We start from the raw sequence: 14,949 nt of genomic DNA, 5'->3' as shown, positions 1-14,949 counted from the left end.
AGATCATCAAGGTACTGCTGGCCGACGACCACGAGCTGGTCCGCAAGGGCTTCCGGCTGATGCTCGACGCGCAGCCCGACCTCGGCGTGGTCGGCGAGGCCGCGGACGGGGCCGAGGCGGTGGAGCTGTGCCGGCGGCTGCGGCCCGACGTGGTGCTGATGGACCTGCACATGCCGGGCCTCGACGGGGTGCGCGCGACCGAGCTGATCACCGCGGAGCTGCCGGAGGTGCGGGTGCTCGCGCTGAGCACGTTCGACCTGGACGAGAACGTGGTCGCGGCGCTCAGGGCGGGCGCCGGCGGGTTCCTGCCCAAGGACGTCTCCCCCGAGGAGCTCATCGAGGGCGTACGCGTGGTGCACCGGGGCGAGTCGGCCGTCGCGCCGCGCCTGCTGACCCGTTTGATCGGCACGTTCGTCCACGCCTCCCGGCCGCGGCCGGTGCCCGCCGAGCTGGACGGGCTGACCGACCGCGAGCGGGAGATCCTCGTGCTGATCGCCCGCGGCCGGTCCAACACCGAGATCGCCCAGGACCTGTCCGTCTCCCCCTCGACCGTCAAGAACCACGTGACGAGCCTGTTCGCCAAGATCGGCGTCAGGGACCGGGCGCAGGCCGTGATCGTGGCCTACGAGGCGGCGCTGATCCGCCCAGGAGAGTAGGACCACGCTCCCAGACCCCCTCTCCGGAGACGGTTCCCGGGCAGGAGGAAACCGGGCGCGGGCGACGGCACGCTGGGATCATGAGCGCGATACGAGCCACGAACCTGAGCAAGCGCTACGGCGGCACCGCGGCCGTCTCAGACCTCTCCTTCGACGTCGAGCCGGGCCAGGTGACCGGATTCCTGGGTCCGAACGGGGCCGGCAAATCGACGACCATGCGCATGATCCTCGGGCTCGACCGGCCGTCCGGCGGTTCGGTGCTCGTGGACGGCCGGCCGTACGGGGAGCTGAGGCATCCGCTGCGCAAGGTGGGCGCGCTGCTGGACGCCAAGGCCGTGCACGGCGGGCGGAGCGCGTACAACCACCTGCTGGCCATCGCCCAGAGCAACGGCATCCCCGCCGGCCGCGTCAGCGAGGTGCTGGACGCGGTGGGCCTGCGCGAGGTGGCCAGGCGGCGGGTCGGCGGCTTCTCGCTGGGCATGTCGCAGCGGCTGGGCATCGCCGCGGCGCTGCTCGGCGACCCGGAGATCCTGATCTTCGACGAGCCCGTCAACGGGCTCGACCCCGACGGCATCCTGTGGATCCGCACGTTCATGCGCAAGCTGGCCGCCGAGGGCAGGACCGTGTTCGTCTCCAGCCACCTGATGAGCGAGATGGCGCAGACGGCCGACCACCTGATCGTGATCGGCAAGGGGCGGCTCATCGCCGACACGAGCGTGCGGGAGTTCATCGGGCGCAGCTCGCAGGGGTACGTACGGGTCCGCTCACCCCGCCTGGCCGAGGTGGCCGACCTGGTCAAGGTCGGCGAGCTGCACCCCGACCACCTGCGCGTGACCGCGATGAGCACGCTCGAGATCGGCACCCTCACCGCGCGGGCCGGGATCCCCCTGGAGGAGCTGACGTTCGTGCAGCCCTCGCTCGAAGCGGCCTACATGGAGCTCACCAAGGACAGCCTGGAGTTCTCGTCATGATCGACATCCTCAGGTCCGAATGGACCAAGATCCGCTCGGTCCGCTCGACGGTGTGGACGCTGGCCGTCACCGCGCTGCTGATGCTGGGCATGGGCACGCTCATCAGCGTCGCCGCGAAGAACTCGGCCGACGGGCCGATCGACGCATCGCAGGCGCTCATGATGGGGCTGGTCGGCACCATGTTCGCCTCGGTGTCCATGGCCACGCTGGGCGTGCTGGTCATCTCCAGCGAGTACCGCACGGGCGGCATCCGCACGTCGCTGATGGCCGTGCCCAAGCGTATGAGCCTGCTGGCCGGCAAGATCGTGGTGTTCACGCTGGTGTCCCTGGTCGTCTCCACGGTCGCGTCCGGGGCCTCGGTCCTCGTCAGCCTGACCGTCATACAGCCGCCGGCGCTGGAGACGGGTGACGTGGTCCAGGCCGTGCTCGGGGGCGGCCTCTACCTGACCGCCTGCGGGCTGTTCGGGCTGGGGCTGGGCACGCTCGTCCGGCACACGCCGGGCGCGATCGTCTCGGCCATCGCGCTGATGCTGGTCCTGCCGCAGGTGACGACCATGCTGCCCGGGCAGTGGGGCAAGACCGTGTCCGACTACTTCACCACCAACGCCGGCTCCCAGATCGTGATGCCCCGGGGCGGCAGCTCGCTCGGCCCGTGGAACGGGTTCGGCGTCTACCTCGTCTGGGTCGTGATCGCGATGGTCGCGGGGGCCGTCCTGATGCGGAAGCGGGACGCCTGAGATCACTCGGCGCGGAGGGCGACGACGGGATCCAGCCGGCCCGCCCTCCGCGCCGGCGCCACGCCGAAGAACACCCCGACCGCCGCCGACACCCCGAACGCCAACGCGATCGACCACCACGTGATCGATGCCGGCACCTCGGTGAACGCCGCGATGGCCAGCGCGCCGCCCACGCCGAGCACGATCCCGGCGAGCCCGCCGATCGTGGTCAGCAGCACCGCCTCGATGAGGAACTGGGCGAGGATGTCGCGCTGCCTGGCCCCCAGAGCCTTGCGCAGCCCGATCTCCCGGGTGCGCTCGCGGACGCTGACCAGCATGATGTTCGACACGCCGACGCCGCCGACCAGCAGCGAGATGCCCGCGATGGCGGCCAGCACGCCGGTGAGCATGCCGAGCACGCTGCCGATCGTGCCGAGCAGCGCGGTCTGCGTGACCGCCGAGAACTGCTCGCCCGGATACCGCGCCCGCAGCGCCGCGGTCACCTTCTCCGACAGCGGATCGATCTCGTCCGGCCCGGACGCGCCGACCGCCAGCCCGTTGATCCGCTCGATCCCGAGCAGCCGCTGCGCCGTCGTCACCGGGATGTGGATCTCCTGGTCGCGGGAGAGCCCGAACGTCTGCCCGATCTCGGCGTACACGCCCACCACGCGGAACCTGGCCCCGGCCACCGTCACCTGCCGCCCGATCGGGTCCAGGTCGCCGAACAGCCGGTCGGCCACCTCCGAGCCGAGCACCGCCACCCTGCGCCGGGTGTCCACGTCGGTCTCGCTCAGCGGGCGACCCTTGTCCAGGGGGCGCTCGAAGATGTTGACGAGGTTCTGGTCGGTGCCGATCACCGTGACGAACGCCTCGGCCCTGCCGACGCGTACGGTCTCGCCCGACTGCAGCGAGACCGTCACCTTCGACGGGTCGCCCACCACCCGCCGCAGGTAGGCGACGTCGGCCAGGCCCAGCTTGCTCTGCGTCGGGGCGGCGCCGAGGCTGATGCGGCCGGGGACGACGAGGATGATGTTCGTGCCGAGACCCGAGATCTGCTTCTCGATCTCGTCCTTCGCGCCGGTGCCGATGGCCACCAGGACCACCACGGCCAGCACGCCGATGATCACGCCCAGCATGGTCAGCGCGCTACGCAGCCGGTTCACCCGCAGGGCTTCGAGCGCCATCGCCAGCGCTTCACCCGTGTTCATGGCCTCACTCCGTTCGGCGCGCTCGGTCGCCTTCGTGCCGCCGCCTTCCCTCGTCGCTCCGGTCGCTTCGCTCCCTGCGCTCCTCAGTCCAGGCGGCGGCGCTCCCTCGCGGCCTCACGCTGTGTCCCTTTCGATCAGCCCGTCCCGTACGTGGATCTGGCGCCGGGCGTGGGCGGCGACCTCCGGCTCGTGCGTGACGAGCACCACCGCCACCCCGCCCTCGCCGTTGAGGCGGTCGAGAATGGCCATGACCTCGGCCCCGTTGGCGGTGTCGAGGTTGCCCGTGGGCTCGTCGGCCAGCAGCACCTTGGGCTCCCCCACCAGCGCCCTGGCGATGGCCACGCGCTGCTGCTCGCCGCCGGACATCTGGGACGGCCGGTGCTCCAGCCGGTGCCCGAGCCCGACCGCCTCCAGCGCCGTACGGGCCCGCACGCGCCGCTCGGCCCGGCCGACCCCCCGGTAGACCAGCGGCAGCGCCACGTTGTCCAGCGCCGACGTCCGGGCCAGCAGGTGGAAGGACTGGAAGACGAAGCCGATGGTCCTGTTCCGCAGCTCGGCCAGCTCGGTGTCGGACAATCCGGAGATCTCCACCCCGTTGACCTTGAGCACGCCCGAGCTCGGGCGGTCGAGGCAGCCGAGCAGGTGCATGAGCGTGGACTTGCCGGACCCGGACGGCCCGACGATGGCCGCGAACTCGCCCTGGTCGATCCGGAGCGACACGCCGCGCAGCGCCTCCACGGCCACGCCGTCGAGCTGGTAGCGCCGGGTGAGGTCCACCGCCTCGATGGCGACCGTCATGGGATCGGCTGCCCTTGCCGTACGGAGTCCGCGCCCTTGACCACGATCCGGTCGCCCACGGACAGCCCGCTCAGCACCTCGACCACCGCGTCTCCCTGGGCCCCCAGCTTGACCACGCGGCGCTCCGCCGCGCCGTTCCTGATCGCCCAGACCACGCTCTCGCGCCCGCTGGAGACGATGGCCGAGGCCGGGGCGGAGACGGCGGAGGGCGACTCGCGCACGGTCAGCCGCGTGACGGCGCTCATGCCCGGCTTGGGCGTGGGCGCCTTGGAGCCGTCGTCGAAGGCGCCGGGCCCGAGCTTGAGCCGCACCGGGTAGCTGACGCCGCCCGTGGTGCCCTCCATGGGGGTGACGCCGATGCCGGTCACCACGGCCGTGTACGTGGCGCCCGGCACCGCGTCCAGCTCGACGCCGGCCCGCACGCCCTTCTTGACCAGCAGCACGTCGGTCTCGTCGACGTCGGCGTCCAGGGTGAGCTCGGAGACGTCGGTGACGGTGACGACGGAGTCGCCCGCCGAGACGGGAACGCCCACCGCGACCGGGCTGCCGGACGTCGAGCCGCCCGTGGACGGCAGGGACGGGAGCTGCTGCCCGCCGCCGGGCAACTGGCTGAGCAGCCCTTCGACGCCGCCCCCGGCCCCGCCGCCGCCCGAGGCGCGGCCGAGCGTGACGACGCCGCCGAACGGCGCCTTGATCGTGAGCGACCTGACCGTGCTCTCCGCCGCCTTGACCGCCGCCTTGGCCTGGGACTTCGAGGCCGCCTGCAGCGAGGCCATGGAGCGGGACAGCCCGCCGGTCACGCCGGACAGCAGGCCGCTGATCGAGCGGTTGAGCTGCGCGGTGATCGAGGCCAGGGCCCTGGTCTGCGCCTTGTGCTGGGCCCGGGCGAGGTCGATGGCGCTCAGGAGCTGCCTGCGCGTCCTCGCGTCCTCGACCTTCTTCGCCTCCTTGTGCGCCCTGGCGAAGTGGGCGGCCACCTTGCGGTCGAACGCCCGGGTGTCGAACGACGGCAGCCGGACCTCCGGCGTGCCGAAGCTCGCCGGGGTGGCCGCCTTGGAGGCCTGGCGGGCCTGCCGCAGCTGGCTCTGGGCCTGGGGTGAGCTGATCCTGAGCAGGATCTGGCCCTTGCGCACGCGATCGCCCTCGCGGACGTACAGCTTGGCGATCGTGCCCTGGGCGGGTGAGCGCAGGGTCGCGGAGGCACGCGCGCCGATCGTGGCGGGAGCCTCCACGACCTCCGTGACCGGGCCCCGGCCGACCTGGCCGACCTGGACCGCGGGCGGCTCCTCGGAGGTGCAGCCGGTCAGTGCGAAAAGGACGAGCAGCGGCGCGATGCCGCGACGTAACGTCACCCGACCCATCGTAGGAGCGGGACGGCCGGTCCATCAGCCGGAGGCGAGCTGGCGCCCCCGGTCGCGGGCGGCCTCGATCGCGGCCAGGAACGCGGCCCGCACGCTGTGCCGCTCCAGCTCCGCGATGGCGGCGATGGTCGTGCCGCCCGGCGAGGTGACGGCCTCGCGCAGGATCACCGGGTGCTCGCCCGAGTCGCGCAGCATCACGGCGGCCCCGACGATCGACTGGGTGACCATGTCGAGCGCGGCGGCCCGCGGCATGCCGAGCAGGATGCCCGCGTCGACCATGGCCTCGACCAGGTAGAAGAAGTAGGCCGGGCCGCTGCCGGACAGGGCCGTGGCGGCGTCCTGCTGGGACTCGGGGATGCGCAGCACCTTGCCGACCGGGCTGAGCAGGCCCTCGGTGCGCTTGAGGTGCTCCTCGCCCGCGTGGGCGCCCGCCGAGATCACGCTCATCGCCTCGTCGAACCTGATCGGCGTGTTGGACATCACCCGGACCACGGGCACCTCCACCCCGAGCCGCTGCTCCACGAACGCCGTCGTGATGCCCGCCGCGGCGGTGATCACGAGCCGGTCGGCGGGCACGTACGGGGCGATCTCGGCCAGCAGCGTGGCCATGTCCTGCGGCTTGACGGCCAGGATGAGGGTGTCGGCGACCTTGGCGGCCTCGGAGTTGGAGACGGTGCGCACGCCGTACGTCTCGCGCAGCGCCTGCGCCCGCTCGGCCCGGCGGCTGGTCGCCATGATGTCGCCGGGCTTGAACCCGGCGCGCAGCAGGCCGGACAGCAGAGCCTCGCCCATCTTGCCCGTGCCCAGAATCGCAATCACGCTGGCAGCCTACTCACTGCGGGCAGGTGCCGGGCCCCGGGCCGGTGGCAGGTCAGCGGCGCGAGAGCAGCGACCTGAGGAAGAAGGCCAGGTTGCCGGGGCGTTCGGCCAGGCGGCGCATGAGGTAGGCGTACCAGTCGGAGCCGTAGGGGACGTAGACGCGCACCCGGGCGCCCTGCCCGGACAGGCGGAGCTGCTCGTCGGGGCGCACGCCGTAGAGCATCTGGTGCTCGTAGCCGGTCGCGTCGCGGCCCTCCAGGACGGCGAGCGTGGAGGCGATCCGCACGAGCCTGGGGTCGTGGGTGGCGACCATGGGGTAGCCGGTGCCGGCCATCAGGATCCGCAGGCACCGTACGAAGGAGCGGTCGATGTCGGCGGGCCTGGTGTAGGCCCCGGGGGCGGTGTACGCGCCCTTGCACAGGCGCACCCGGGCCCCGCCGAGCTTCTCGCAGCGGTCCAGCGAGTCCGGCAGGTACGCCTGCACCACCACGCCCACGTCGGGATGGTCCTTGCGCAGCGCGGCGTGCACGGAGTGCAGGCCCGGGATCGTGTCGTGCTCCTCGGCGTCGAGCGTCACCGTGACGTTCGCGACCGCGGCGGCCCGGCAGATCGCGGCGGCGTGGTCGAGCGCCAGCCGCTCCGACAGCCGCAGCCCGAGCGCCGTCAGCTTGACCGACACGTCGGCGCCGGCGGGCAGCAGGGCCGGCAGCCGCAGGTATTCGGCGACCGCCTCCTCGGCCTGCGCCTGGTCGGTCACCTCCTCGCCGAGGTGGTCGACGGTGACGAGCAGCCCCTTGCGGGTCAGCTCGCCGATCACCTCGCCCACGTCGCCGGCGACATAGCGCCCGACCACGCCCGCGGTCAGCGGCGACGTCGAGATCAGGCGCTCGGCGCGTTCGCTCTTGGAGATGGCCAACAGCACATGACGGAGCACGTGAACCACACTAAACCGGGGCATGATGAACCGCGGAACACTCTTGTCCGTCGAAGAGGTATGCGTGCAATGACTGCGACTCTCCTGGCCGGTTGTCTGGTGCTCGCGACGAGTTGCGGCGGGGCGGCGCCCGCCGAGCGGGCCTCCACGGTCCCGGCCAAACCGCCCGCCGTGGCCGAGCCGGTCACCACCACCCCGACGACGAGCCCCAAGAAGGGCCCCGAGCCGGTCAAGCCGACCGGCAACGCCATCAACGTCCACAAGGTCCGCTGGACCAAGGCCAAGGCGGTGTCCAAGAGGAAGGTCCAGCTCACCTGGTGGTCGGGCGTCGCCCCGTGCACGGTGCTGGACCGCGTCAAGGTCAAGGAGACCGCCAAGCTCGTCACGGTCACCCTGTACGAGGGCACCGCGCCCAAGGCCAGGAACGTGTCCTGCATCATGATCGCGATCGAGAAGACCACGACGATCACGCTCAAGAAGCCGCTCGGCAAGCGCAAGGTCGTCGACGGCGCCAGGTAGGGCGCCGAGCAGGGCCCGAGTAGCCCGACGCCCCGGTCCCGCGCCGGGGCGTCTTCGCGTCCAGGAACCTTCCGCGAATTCGTCCCCGTTGGAGGGAATGCCGATGCGCTCACGAGGGTTGAGTCGAGTAGGCTCAAGTCGTTTGACAAAGACGACCGGCATTCGTAACTTGAGTCCACAAGACTCAACTTTGACTACAAGGACGTACTCATGGCACGTGCGGTAGGTATCGACCTTGGGACGACCAACTCCGTCGTCTCGATCCTCGAGGGCGGTGAGCCCACCGTCATCGCCAACGCGCAGGGCTCGCGGACCACGCCGTCCGTGGTCGCCTTCGCGAAGAACGGCGAGGTCCTCGTCGGTGAGGTCGCCAAGCGGCAGGCCGTCACCAATGTGGACCGGACCATCCGATCGGTCAAGCGCGAGATGGGCACCAACTGGTCCCAGGAGATCGACGGCAAGAAGTTCTCGCCCCAGCAGATCAGCGCCTTCGTCCTGCAGAAGCTCAAGCAGGACGCGGAGGCCTACCTCGGCGAGAAGATCACCGACGCGGTGATCACCGTTCCCGCCTACTTCAACGACGCCCAGCGCCAGGCCACCAAGGAGGCCGGCACGATCGCGGGCCTCAACGTGCTCCGCATCATCAACGAGCCGACCGCGGCGGCCCTCGCCTACGGGCTCGACAAGGAGCAGGACCAGACCATCCTGGTCTTCGACCTCGGTGGCGGCACCTTCGACGTGTCGCTGCTCGACGTCGGCCAGGAGGACGGCCACGGCTTCGTCGAGGTCAAGGCCACCTCCGGCGACAACCACCTCGGTGGTGACGACTGGGACCAGCGCATCGTCGACGAGCTCGTCAAGCGCTTCCAGAACGCCCACGGCGTCGACCTGTCCAAGGACAAGATGGCGCTCCAGCGTCTGCGCGAGGCGGCCGAGAAGGCCAAGATCGAGCTGTCCAGCCAGTCCGAGACCAACATCAACCTGCCGTACATCACGGCCTCGTCCGAGGGCCCGCTGCACCTCGACGAGAAGCTGACGCGCTCGGAGTTCCAGCGGCTGACGGCCGACCTGCTCGAGCGGACCAAGGGCCCGTTCCACCAGGTCATCAAGGACGCCGGCATCAAGGTCTCCGACATCGCCCACGTGGTTCTCGTCGGCGGCTCGACCCGTATGCCCGCCGTGACCGAGCTGGTCAGGGAGCTGACCGGCGGCAAGGAGCCCAACAAGGGCGTCAACCCGGACGAGGTCGTCGCCATCGGCGCCGCCCTGCAGGCCGGCGTGCTCAAGGGTGAGGTCAAGGACGTCCTGCTGCTCGACGTGACCCCGCTGTCGCTGGGCATCGAGACCAAGGGCGGCATCTTCACCAAGATCATCGAGCGCAACACGACGATCCCGACCAAGCGCTCCGAGGTCTTCACCACGGCCGAGGACAACCAGCCGTCGGTGCAGATCCAGGTCTTCCAGGGTGAGCGCGAGATCGCCTCGTACAACAAGAAGCTGGCGACCTTCGAGCTGACCGGCATCGCGCCGGCGCCGCGCGGCATCCCGCAGATCGAGGTCACCTTCGACATCGACGCCAACGGCATCGTCAACGTCTCCGCCAAGGACCTGGGCACGGGCAAGGAGCAGTCGATGACGATCACCGGCGGCTCCGCGCTGCCGAAGGACGACATCGAGCGGATGATGCGCGAGGCCGAGTCGTACGCCGAGGAGGACAAGAAGCGCCGCGAGGAGGCCGAGGTCCGCAACAACGCGGACGGGCTCGCCTACCAGACGGAGAAGTTCCTCCGCGAGAACGACGACAAGGTCCCCGGCGAGATCAAGACCGAGGTCAACGACGCCCTGTCCGAGCTGAAGAAGGCTCTGGAGGGCACCGACACCGACGTCATCCGCACCTCCGCGGAGAAGCTCGCCACCGTCAGCCAGAAGATGGGTTCGGCGATCTACGCCGCGAGCCAGGGCCAGCAGGCCGGTGGCGAGGGCGCCCCGCAGGACGCCGCCGCCGGTGACGGCCAGAAGGCCGACGAGGACGTGGTCGAGGCCGAGATCGTCGACGACGAGCCGAAGAAGGACAAGTGATGCCGCCGCGTGACAACGGGCATGACGAGCCGGTGATCCGCGACAACCGCAAGATCGACCCGGAGACGGGGCAGGTCAGGGACACCCCTGTTGCCGACGAGGCGGCCCAGCCGCCGGCGGCGGAGGCCCTCGCCAACGGCGAGCTGGAGGCCCAGCTCGCCGAGCGGACCGCGGACCTGCAGCGCCTCCAGGCCGAATACGTGAACTACCGCAGGCGGGTCGAGCGCGACCGGGCCGCGGTCAGGGAACAGGCTGTCGCGGGCGCGCTGGTGGAGCTCCTGCCCGTGCTCGACGACATCGGCCGCGCCCGCGACCACGGTGAGCTCACCGGGGGCTTCGCGAAGGTGGCCGAGTCCCTGGAGGCGGCCGTCACCAAGCTGGGCCTCAGCGCCTTCGGGCAGAAGGGCGAGCCGTTCGACCCGACCGTCCACGAGGCGCTGATGCACAGCTACTCATCCGACGTCACCGAGCCGACCGCGATCGAGGTGCTCCAGCCTGGATACCGGATGGGTGACAGGGTGCTGCGCCCGGCGCGGGTGGCCGTCGCGGAGCCCGGGGACGCCACCTCCGCGTCCAATGACGACGACGAAAACTGACACGAGGACGAAGGGCCATAGATGAGCACCAAGGACTACCTGGAGAAGGACTACTACGCCGTCCTTGGTGTGCCCAAGACCGCCACCGCCGAAGAGATCAAGAAGGCTTACCGGAAGCTGGCCAGGCAGTACCACCCCGACACCAACCAGGGCGACGCGACCAAGGAGACCAAGTTCAAGGAGGTCTCCGAGGCTTACGACGTCCTGTCGGACACCAAGCGCCGCAAGGAGTACGACGAGGCGCGCACGCTGTTCGGGTCCGGGGTGGGCGGCCAGCGGCCCGGTGGTGGCGGTTTCCCGTTCGACTTCGGCGACCTGTTCGGGGGCACTGGACAGAGCACCGGCGGCGGTGCGGGCGAGCGGCTCGGCGACCTGTTCGGCGGGCTGTTCAACCGCGGTGGCGGCACCACCCGCACGACCACCACGTCCAGGCCGAGGCGTGGCCAGGACATCGAGTCCGAGGTCACGCTGACCTTCACCGAGGCGGTCGAGGGCACCACGGTGTCGCTCAGGCTGACCAGCTCGGCCGCCTGCGCCGCGTGCACCGGCACCGGCGCCAGGGCGGGCACGACCCCCAGGGTCTGCCCGACCTGCGAGGGCACGGGCGCGGCCAGTCGAAACCTGGGCAACTTCGCCTTCTCCGAGCCCTGCCGCGACTGCAAGGGCCGCGGGCTGATCGTGGACGACCCCTGCCCCGTGTGCGAGGGCAGCGGCCGGGCCAAGAGCACCCGCACCATCCAGGCCCGCATCCCCGCCGGCGTCGCCGACGGCCAGCGGGTCAAGCTCAAGGCCAAGGGGGCGCCGGGCGAGAACGGCGGCCCCGCCGGCGACCTCTACATCCTCACGCATGTCAAGCCGCACGCCGTCTTCGGCCGGTCGGGTGACAACCTGACGATCACGGTGCCGGTGACGTTCACCGAGGCGGCGCTCGGCGCGGAGATCAAGGTGCCGATCCTCAAGGGCATGCCGGTCACGCTGCGCATTCCCACGGGCACGCCCAACGGGCGCACGTTCCGCGTCCGCGGCAGGGGCGTGACCCGCAAAGACGGCACCAAGGGAGACCTGCTGGCCACGGTCGAGGTGGTGGTGCCGAAGACGCTCGACGACAAGTCACGTGAGCTCCTCAGCGAGTTCAACACCGCGACCGCGGGCGAAGACCCGCGCGCTGAGCTGATTCAGCGAGCCAGAAGCGAGTAGCCGATGGACGCCAACTATTTCGACCTGTCAGATGACACACCTGTTTACGTGATTTCGGTGGCCGCGCAGCTGTCGGGGCTCCACCCGCAGACGCTGCGCCAGTACGACCGGCTGGGCCTGGTCAGTCCTGGCCGCACGGCGGGGCGCGGCCGCCTCTACTCGACCCGCGACATCATCCAGCTGCGCGAGGTGCAGCGGCTCTCCCAGGAGGAGGGCATCAACCTCGCGGGCATCAAGCGGATCCTCGAGCTCGAGAACGAAGCTCTGCGGCTGCGGGAGGAGGTTCACCGCCTGCGTGCCGAGATGCGCATGGTCAGAGCGTTGATCCGATATGAGCTGCCACCGGGGGCATAGAAAGAATGGACTACAAGCTCACCCAGAAGAGCCAGGAAGCGCTCTCGGGTGCCATGCGGCGTGCCGCCGCGGAGGGCAACCCTGAGATCTCCCCTGCTCATCTGCTGACCACCCTGCTCACCCAGACGGGCGGCACCGCCGCCCCGCTGCTCGAAGCCGTCGGCGCCGACTGGCGCACGCTGCGGGCGCGGGCCGAGGAGCAGCTCGCGGCGCTGCCGAAGGCGCAGGGAGCGACGGTGGGGGCGCCGTCGAGCTCCCGCCAGCTCCTCACCGTGCTCAACACCGCCGCCCAGCACGCCAACCGGCTCGAGGACCTCTACATCTCCACCGAGCACCTCCTGGTCGGCCTGGCCGCCGACGGCGGCCAGGTGGCCGAGCTGCTCAAGTCCCAGGGCGCGACGCCGCAGGCGCTGCTCGACGCGTTCGAGAAGGTACGCGGCCACGCCCGCGTCACCAGCGAGACCCCTGAGGACACCTACCAGGCGCTGGAGAAGTACGGCGTCGACCTGACCGAGCGCGCCCGCGCCGGCAAGCTCGACCCCGTCATCGGCCGCGACTCCGAGATCCGCCGTGTCGTCCAGGTGCTCAGCCGGCGCACCAAGAACAACCCGGTGCTCATCGGCGAGCCCGGCGTCGGCAAGACCGCGGTCGTCGAGGGCCTGGCCCAGCGCATCGTGGCCGGCGACGTGCCCGAGTCGCTGCGCAACAAGCGGCTGATCTCGCTCGACCTGGGCGCGATGGTGGCCGGCGCGAAATACCGCGGCGAGTTCGAGGAGCGGCTCAAGGCCGTGCTCTCCGAGATCAAGGAGAGCGACGGGCAGATCGTGACGTTCATCGACGAGCTGCACACCGTCGTCGGCGCCGGGGCCGCCGAGGGCGCGATGGACGCGGGCAACATGCTCAAGCCGATGCTGGCCCGCGGCGAGCTGCGCATGATCGGCGCGACCACGCTCGACGAATACCGCGAGCGCATCGAGAAGGACCCGGCGCTGGAGCGCCGCTTCCAGCAGGTCTACGTGGGCGAGCCCTCGGTCGAGGACACGATCGCGATCCTGCGCGGGCTCAAGAGCCGCTACGAGGCCCATCACCAGGTGCAGATCGCCGACAGCGCGCTGGTGGCCGCCGCCGCGCTGTCCGACCGCTACATCACCAACCGCTTCCTCCCCGACAAGGCCATCGACCTGGTCGACGAGGCCGCCTCGCGGCTGCGCATGGAGATCGACTCCCGTCCCGTGGAGATCGACCAGCTCCAGCGCAACGTCGACCGGATGAAGATGGAGGAGCTGGCCCTGTCCAAGGAGACCGACGAGGCCTCCGTCCAGCGGCTCGAACGCCTGCGCAAGGAGCTGGCCGACCGCCAGGAGGAGCTCAACGCCCTCGTCGGCCGCTGGGAGCACGAGAAGGCCGGGCTCAACAAGGTCGGCGAGCTGAAGAAGCAGCTCGACGAGGCGCGCGGCGCCGCCGAGCGGGCGCAGCGCGACGGCGACTTCGAGGCCGCCTCCAGGCTCATGTACGCCGAGGTGCCCCGCCTGGAGCAGGCGCTGAAGGCCGCCTCCGAGGCCGCGCCGCCGGACAACGCCATGGTCAAGGAGGAGGTCGGGGCCGACGACATCGCCGAGGTGATCTCGTCGTGGACCGGCATCCCCGCGGGGCGGCTCCTGGAGGCCGAGACGGCCAAGCTGCTGCGCATGGAGGACGAGCTGGGCAAGCGGCTGATCGGCCAGCAGAAGGCCGTACAGGCCGTCTCCGACGCCGTACGCCGCAGCCGGGCGGGCATCGCCGACATCGACCGGCCGACGGGCTCGTTCCTGTTCCTCGGGCCCACGGGTGTGGGTAAGACCGAGCTGGCCAAGGCGCTGGCGGAGTTCCTGTTCGACGACGAGCGGGCGATGACCCGGATCGACATGAGCGAATACTCCGAGAAGCACAGCGTGGCCAGGCTGGTCGGCGCGCCTCCCGGCTACGTCGGCTACGAGGAGGGCGGCCAGCTCACCGAGGCCGTGCGGCGGCGCCCGTACACGGTCGTGCTGCTGGACGAGGTCGAGAAGGCCCATCCCGAGGTCTTCGACATCCTCCTCCAGGTGCTCGACGACGGGCGGCTGACCGACGGGCAGGGCCGCACGGTCGACTTCCGCAACACGATCCTGATCCTCACCTCCAACATCGGGTCGCAGTTCCTCATCGACCCCAAGCTGGAGAACGGCGACAAGCGCGAGGCCGTCATGGGCGCGGTGCGCAACGCGTTCAAGCCGGAGTTCCTCAACCGGCTCGACGACGTGATCCTCTTCGACGCGCTGGGCACGGAGGAGCTGGCCCAGATCGTCGATCTGCAGGTCGATCGGCTGGCCCGGCGCCTGGCCGACCGCCGGCTGGCGCTGGAGGTCACGCCCGCCGCCCGCGAGTGGCTGGCGCTGACGGGCTACGACCCGCTGTACGGCGCCCGTCCGCTGCGCCGCCTGGTCCAGTCCGCCATCGGCGACAAGCTGGCCAAGGCCGTGCTGTCGGGCGAGGTCGTGGACGGCGACAAGGTCAAGGTCGACCTCGGGGACGACGAACTCCTCATCCAGCGCGCCTGACGGCGTTCTCCCGGAGCCCGGGGACCCCGGCGGGGTCCCCGGGCTCCGGCGTGTCATGTGCCGGTCATCCGGCCACGTCTTTGGTAAGGTCCGGTCCACTCTTCGGACAAGCCGCACGCCCGCGGCCGGATGCGTGACTACGTTCAGCGTTCGTCGGATCACCGA

13 protein-coding genes and 1 pseudogene are annotated in these 14,949 nt (G+C 70.7%); 9 read left to right on the top strand and 5 right to left on the bottom strand.

Annotated features, from left to right (window positions below; translation table 11 throughout):
* The first annotated feature begins 2 nt into the window (after positions 1-2).
* From HD596_RS15700 to HD596_RS15690, 3 genes are all read left to right on the top strand, one after another.
* On the top strand, positions 3-656 hold the full coding sequence (locus HD596_RS15700) for a response regulator (protein ID WP_313047542.1): 654 nt from the start codon (positions 3-5) through the stop codon (positions 654-656).
* Between the two features lie 80 nt (positions 657-736).
* Positions 737-1,627 (top strand): ABC transporter ATP-binding protein, encoded by an 891-nt coding sequence (locus HD596_RS15695; RefSeq protein WP_185069951.1) that lies wholly within the window; start codon positions 737-739, stop codon positions 1,625-1,627.
* Positions 1,624-2,364: an ABC transporter permease gene (locus HD596_RS15690; protein WP_185069950.1), complete on the top strand. Its 741-nt coding sequence runs from the start codon at positions 1,624-1,626 to the stop codon at positions 2,362-2,364. Before HD596_RS15695 ends, HD596_RS15690 begins: the two co-directional genes overlap by 4 nt.
* A 2-nt stretch (positions 2,365-2,366) precedes the next feature.
* Here the strand turns inward: HD596_RS15690 and HD596_RS15685 are convergent, their stop codons facing one another.
* The 5 genes from HD596_RS15685 to HD596_RS15665 form a co-directional block, all read right to left on the bottom strand.
* Positions 2,367-3,551, bottom strand: a complete 1,185-nt coding sequence (locus HD596_RS15685; protein WP_185069949.1) for an ABC transporter permease — start codon at positions 3,549-3,551, stop codon at positions 2,367-2,369.
* A 114-nt stretch (positions 3,552-3,665) separates the two neighbouring features.
* Positions 3,666-4,349, bottom strand: coding sequence for an ABC transporter ATP-binding protein (locus HD596_RS15680; protein WP_185069948.1), 684 nt, complete (start codon positions 4,347-4,349; stop codon positions 3,666-3,668).
* On the bottom strand, positions 4,346-5,701 hold the full coding sequence (locus HD596_RS15675; protein ID WP_185069947.1) for an efflux RND transporter periplasmic adaptor subunit: 1,356 nt from the start codon (positions 5,699-5,701) through the stop codon (positions 4,346-4,348). Before HD596_RS15675 ends, HD596_RS15680 begins: the two co-directional genes overlap by 4 nt.
* A gap of 33 nt (positions 5,702-5,734) precedes the next feature.
* Positions 5,735-6,529 carry a pyrroline-5-carboxylate reductase gene (gene proC / locus HD596_RS15670; protein ID WP_185069946.1) on the bottom strand — a complete coding sequence of 265 codons (795 nt, stop codon included), beginning with the start codon at positions 6,527-6,529 and terminating at the stop codon, positions 5,735-5,737.
* 52 nt (positions 6,530-6,581) lie between these two features.
* Positions 6,582-7,463, bottom strand: a complete 882-nt coding sequence (locus tag HD596_RS15665; protein ID WP_185069945.1) for a proline dehydrogenase family protein — start codon at positions 7,461-7,463, stop codon at positions 6,582-6,584.
* Between the two features lie 69 nt (positions 7,464-7,532).
* Here HD596_RS15665 and HD596_RS15660 point away from each other — a divergent pair, with 69 nt between their 5' ends.
* From HD596_RS15660 to clpB, 6 genes and pseudogenes are all read left to right on the top strand, one after another.
* On the top strand, positions 7,533-7,982 hold the full coding sequence (locus HD596_RS15660; protein WP_221519341.1) for a hypothetical protein: 450 nt from the start codon (positions 7,533-7,535) through the stop codon (positions 7,980-7,982).
* A gap of 210 nt (positions 7,983-8,192) precedes the next feature.
* Positions 8,193-10,061, top strand: a complete 1,869-nt coding sequence (dnaK, locus tag HD596_RS15655) for a molecular chaperone DnaK (RefSeq protein ID WP_185069944.1) — start codon at positions 8,193-8,195, stop codon at positions 10,059-10,061.
* Positions 10,061-10,657: a nucleotide exchange factor GrpE gene (gene grpE / locus HD596_RS15650; RefSeq protein ID WP_185069943.1), complete on the top strand. Its 597-nt coding sequence runs from the start codon at positions 10,061-10,063 to the stop codon at positions 10,655-10,657. The genes dnaK and grpE overlap by 1 nt, the downstream gene beginning before the upstream one ends.
* A gap of 21 nt (positions 10,658-10,678) precedes the next feature.
* Positions 10,679-11,854, top strand: a complete 1,176-nt coding sequence (dnaJ, locus tag HD596_RS15645) for a molecular chaperone DnaJ (RefSeq protein WP_185069942.1) — start codon at positions 10,679-10,681, stop codon at positions 11,852-11,854.
* A gap of 3 nt (positions 11,855-11,857) precedes the next feature.
* Positions 11,858-12,181: pseudogene (locus HD596_RS15640) on the top strand (heat shock protein transcriptional repressor HspR); the annotation flags it as partial.
* A gap of 32 nt (positions 12,182-12,213) precedes the next feature.
* Complete coding sequence (clpB, locus tag HD596_RS15635; RefSeq protein ID WP_185069941.1) at positions 12,214-14,784, top strand: ATP-dependent chaperone ClpB; 2,571 nt, start codon at positions 12,214-12,216, stop codon at positions 14,782-14,784.
* The last annotated feature ends 165 nt before the right edge of the window (positions 14,785-14,949 follow it).

The sequence above is a fragment of the Nonomuraea jabiensis genome, assembly GCF_014204795.1.
GTDB classification, from domain to species: Bacteria; Actinomycetota; Actinomycetes; order Streptosporangiales; family Streptosporangiaceae; genus Nonomuraea; species Nonomuraea jabiensis.
The sequence above is the reverse complement of the archived record's forward strand: the minus strand, read 5'-3'. Positions and strand labels throughout refer to the sequence as shown.